We start from the raw sequence: 3968 nt of genomic DNA, 5'->3' as shown, positions 1-3968 counted from the left end.
GGAGGGGCACGAGCTGGTAGGGGCGCGACTCGACGGCAATCCTCGCGAGCGAACGAAACGGACCAGCGCCCGAGCGGAACCCGAGGCGCACCGCATCGCGAAGCAAGCCGCAGGACAGATGGTTCCCCATGTCGCTGGCCGGATCGGGCAGATCGAACTTGGCCGGTTCCACCTGCTCGATGGGCAGGTAGATCCCGGTGACCTCGTCTTCGGTCCCACCGAGAGGTCGCAGAATCAACATGTCGGGATCGTCATTGCTCTCGGGCAACACGACCCACTCGCGCCCGCGAGCCTTTACCAGCGCGCCCACGTCGAAGCTCATGCGCCTTCCCCCTTGCCCTCGATCAGCGGACCGAGAAACCGACTCGGCTTGCCGGTCCAGCTCACGGTCAACTCGTCCCGCGCACGTGTCATCGCGAGTCCTCCGGATCGAACCCATCACCCGACGAGGGAGCCGGCGCCGGCTCGGAGGCCGCCGCCGGCGTTCCGAACAGGGTCGGGTAACGTCTAAGGATCGGCTCCCACTCCTCGGTGTGGTGAAAGCGGATGACCGTCAGACCGTGGTCTTCGAGAGCATCCTGCTGCTCATCATCCTTCGCTCGTTGCTCCGGCGTGTCGTGCGGTGGACCATCGATGAAGATGGCCACACCTTCATCGCGGTACAGGAAGTCCGGCCGTACACCGCAGCTCTCGACGAGCCGCTGCGCGTCGCTGGGGAGCTTGAGCCCCATGCGGTCGACCATGCGCGCCCACTTGCGCTCGAGCTCCGACTGGCAGAGGTTGAGCAGGCGGGTGAGCTGATCCTCACGGGGCATCGGTGCCGGCGACGTCCGCACCGAGGCCTGCATCAGCGGACGCAGCAGGTCGGGGAGAAGCTGGCGGTCCAGCAACCGGTGGTCGCGCTGGTTGAAGTAGGCACATGGCCGACTTCTCGCCGCCCACGACGTCCCCCCGAGCCAGCCACCACGCGAGTCGTCCGTGCGGGGGGTCTCGCGCGCAGGGACCGGCGGGGGGTCCTGATGTTCGAGCGCTGATGGACGCTGTCGCGAAGCGAGCATCTCTGAGCCGGCCCCCCGGTGTTCCTCAGGCTCGAGGCGCGAGTCCGGGGGGTACCGCCGGGCCCGAGCACGAGACCCCCCGCACGGACGACGCCAGGTCATCCCTATCCACATGCCTTCCGATAACATGAACGGCGGCGTCCAGGCGGTCGGGCTAAGGTCGATTGGAGGGGGAGGGGCGCCAGAGTCCACAGGCGGTGTACCCATCATGCCTCCGCTTGCACCCGGTCCTGGGAGGCGTCCGCCGTCTGGTAGTTGCGGGTATTGGCCGGCCTGGCCGAGTCCGGAGTCCGTCGGCCCAGCGTCCGAGCCTGCTTGGGGGGCCGTGCGCACTCCTGCCGCGCCAGCACCCGTGGCGAGGTCATCCCCCGTCTCGCACGTCGATTATTCGCGCCATCCTGCGGCACTGCTCAGTGCGCGGCCCTGGGTGTCTCCTGCTCCGCGCCGGGCTCCTGCTTCCGTCCATGCACTCCGGACCCGAACCGCCCCGGAGACAGAGCGCCTGGCCCGGGCTGCAGCAGCCCGTGATGCTGGCCAGCCTACTGCCAGCGGAAGGTGCGCTGAGCCACGGCGACTCCGAGCAGGGTCCAGGCGACGAGCACGCAGGTGGGAAACGCAACGGCGACGAGCGATGCGCCGTCGTTGAATACCGCCCGCAGGGCATCCACTATCGCGGTGAGCGGGAGGACCTGAATCGGCAGATGCAGCCATTCCGGAAAGCGTTCGTAGGAGAAGAACACTCCCGACAGCACCCACATGGGCAGCTGCACGAAGTTCATCCAGCCGTTGGCGGATTCGGTGTTATCGAGGCGCGCGCCGATCACGAGGCTGATGGCGGCGAAGGCGCTGGCGCCAAGAACCGACAGGATGGCGAACGCTACGATCCCGCCCCGCAGTCGAGCATCGAAGACCAGGTCGGCGAAAGCGAGGAGCACAGCGAGCTCCACCACCAGGAACACGGTCCGCGACAGAAGATAGGACAAGAGGAACTGTACGCGTGACATGGGCGTGACTGCGTAGCGACGCAGGAGGCGGCGTTTGCGTGCCACGACCAGGCTGTAGCCCACGGCCCACATGCTGCTGCCCATCAGGTTCATACCGATCAGGCCCGGGATGAGAAAGTCGATATAGCGAGCCCCGTGGCGCCGCACCGATTCGTTTCGGACGCCGATGACGTCTCGCCGTCCTGCCGCCCCTTGCAGCACGTTCTCGATGATCGTGGTGGCGAACGGCGCCTTCTGCTGCATGGGGTCCGCCCGGATCAGCGGCTCCTTGCCGGGTTGGAAGATCACTGCGGCGTCGAAACGTGCCCGCGCCAAACCTCGCTCGGCCGTTGCCCGGTCCACGCGTTGGGTCTCGAGCTTATCGCTGTCCATGAGTGCCTGTGCCAGTCGCTCGGTAGCGTCGCCGCTGTCCTGAGCAACCAGCGCTATGGAGGGCCGGTCCGGAGCTCGATCGCGGAAAGCCAAGCCAAGCCCCACGGCCATAAGCAGCGGAAAGACAAAGACCCAGAATACGGCCCCCTTCTCCCTGAAAAACTCGCGCAGTCGGGTCCACGTCAGCTCGAGCAGCGGAGAAAACGAGCAATTCGGGTCGGAGTCGCTTGTCATGGCGCGCTCGGGAGTCGCTCTACGTCGGCGTCGGGGCTCGTCGTTGCGCCCGGCGTGTCCGGTTCGGGCTCTGGCTGAAGGGCGCGCCCGGTGAGCTCCAGGAACACGTCGTCCAGGGTGGCTTGATGGGTGCTCAGGCCCATCGGGTTGAGCTGCTGGCGCTGCAGCTCGGCGAGCACTGCTTGTAGTGCCGCCAGATCCCGCTCGATGCGCAGCCGGTAGCGGTTGCCGCGCTGTTCGAGGCTGCGCACAGCGCCGAGGGCCTGAAGAGATGTCGCATCTGGCGCGGGTCGCTCGGAAGCCAGCTCGAATTCCACGAACTGGACGATGCCGAGGCTGTCGACCAGTGCGGCTGGCGATCCTTCGCTGATGATCTTGCCGTTGTCCACGATCGCAATCCGGTCGCAGAGGGCCGCGGCTTCTTCCATGTAGTGCGTGGTGATGAGCACCGTGCCCTGCTGGGCCTGGAAGCTGCGCACGACCTCCCACAGCTCCTTGCGAGCGCGCGGGTCCAGGCCGGTGGTAGGCTCGTCCAAGAAGAGCAGCTCGGGCTGTCCGGCCAGCGCGCAAGCGAGCCCCACTCGCTGCTTTTGTCCCCCCGAAAGGGTGTGAAAGCGCTGCTTGGCTTCAGCGCGCAGGTTGAGCAGCTCAATAAGCGCATCGACACTCGGGCCCGCAAGGTAGAACGAGCGAAACAAGCGGATGGTCTCGCGCACGGTCAGCTTGTCGGCGAGCACGGTCTCTTGAAGCTGCACGCCGAGGCGCCTGCGAAGCAGACTGTCGTTTCCGGTTCCCCAGCGCAGCCCGAGCACTTCGATGCTGCCGCTGTCCGGAGCGGTGAGCCCCTCGAGCATCTCGACCGTGGTCGTCTTGCCCGCACCGTTCGGGCCAAGCAGGCCGAAGCACTGGCCCACGCCAACTTCAAGCTTCAGGTTGTCGACCGCGAGCTTGGCGCCGTAGCGCTTGGTGAGCCCATCGCAACGTATGGCAAGCCCGTTCACTTTTTGCTGCTGCACGCCCACCATGACCCGGTTCGATGGACCCGGCGCCTTAGGGCCCGCGGTCGATGGACCCGGCGCCTTAGGGCCCGCGGTCGATGGACCCGGCGCCTTAGGGCCCGCGGAAGAATAACTCATCCATTTCGCCGGTTCTGACCACCGCTGGCTATGTTGCTCCTCCTCGAAGCATCCCCAATACTCCTCGTCGTCGCGCCTCGCCAGCGGCGCCCAGACCTCACCGAAACACACGAGTTATTCTTCCGCGGGCCCTTACCACATGTGCTTGCCTCCAGCATCCCAGC

General features: G+C 66.4%; 5 protein-coding genes. All 5 read right to left on the bottom strand.

Features of this window, described 5'->3' with window-relative positions; translation table 11 throughout:
* Positions 1 to 322: ATP-dependent helicase (locus MJD61_06220; protein ID MCG8554870.1), on the bottom strand; the 322-nt coding region annotated here is incomplete at its 3' end.
* Between the two features lie 88 nt (positions 323 to 410).
* Complete coding sequence (locus MJD61_06215; GenBank protein ID MCG8554869.1) at positions 411 to 815, bottom strand: endonuclease domain-containing protein; 405 nt, start codon at positions 813 to 815, stop codon at positions 411 to 413.
* 449 nt (positions 816 to 1264) lie between these two features.
* On the bottom strand, positions 1265 to 1423 hold the full coding sequence (locus MJD61_06210) for a hypothetical protein (protein MCG8554868.1): 159 nt from the start codon (positions 1421 to 1423) through the stop codon (positions 1265 to 1267).
* Positions 1424 to 1597: 174 nt separating this feature from the next.
* Complete coding sequence (locus tag MJD61_06205; GenBank protein MCG8554867.1) at positions 1598 to 2668, bottom strand: ABC transporter permease; 1071 nt, start codon at positions 2666 to 2668, stop codon at positions 1598 to 1600.
* Positions 2665 to 3684: an ABC transporter ATP-binding protein gene (locus MJD61_06200; protein MCG8554866.1), complete on the bottom strand. Its 1020-nt coding sequence runs from the start codon at positions 3682 to 3684 to the stop codon at positions 2665 to 2667. The genes MJD61_06205 and MJD61_06200 overlap by 4 nt, the downstream gene beginning before the upstream one ends.
* Between the last annotated feature and the right edge of the window lie 284 nt (positions 3685 to 3968).

Source organism: Pseudomonadota bacterium (assembly GCA_022361155.1).
GTDB lineage: Bacteria > Myxococcota_A > Polyangia > Polyangiales > JAKSBK01 > JAKSBK01.
The sequence above is the reverse complement of the archived record's forward strand: the minus strand, read 5'-3'. Positions and strand labels throughout refer to the sequence as shown.

What these genes read in the sequence shown, in the direction of transcription:
- MJD61_06215 (MCG8554869.1), bottom strand. Translation starts at nt 815, where the DNA reads ATGCCCCGTGAGGATCAGCTCACCCGCCTGCTCAACCTCTGCCAGTCG.
- MJD61_06210 (MCG8554868.1), bottom strand. Translation starts at nt 1,423, where the DNA reads ATGACCTCGCCACGGGTGCTGGCGCGGCAGGAGTGCGCACGGCCCCCC.
- MJD61_06205 (MCG8554867.1), bottom strand. Translation starts at nt 2,668, where the DNA reads ATGACAAGCGACTCCGACCCGAATTGCTCGTTTTCTCCGCTGCTCGAG.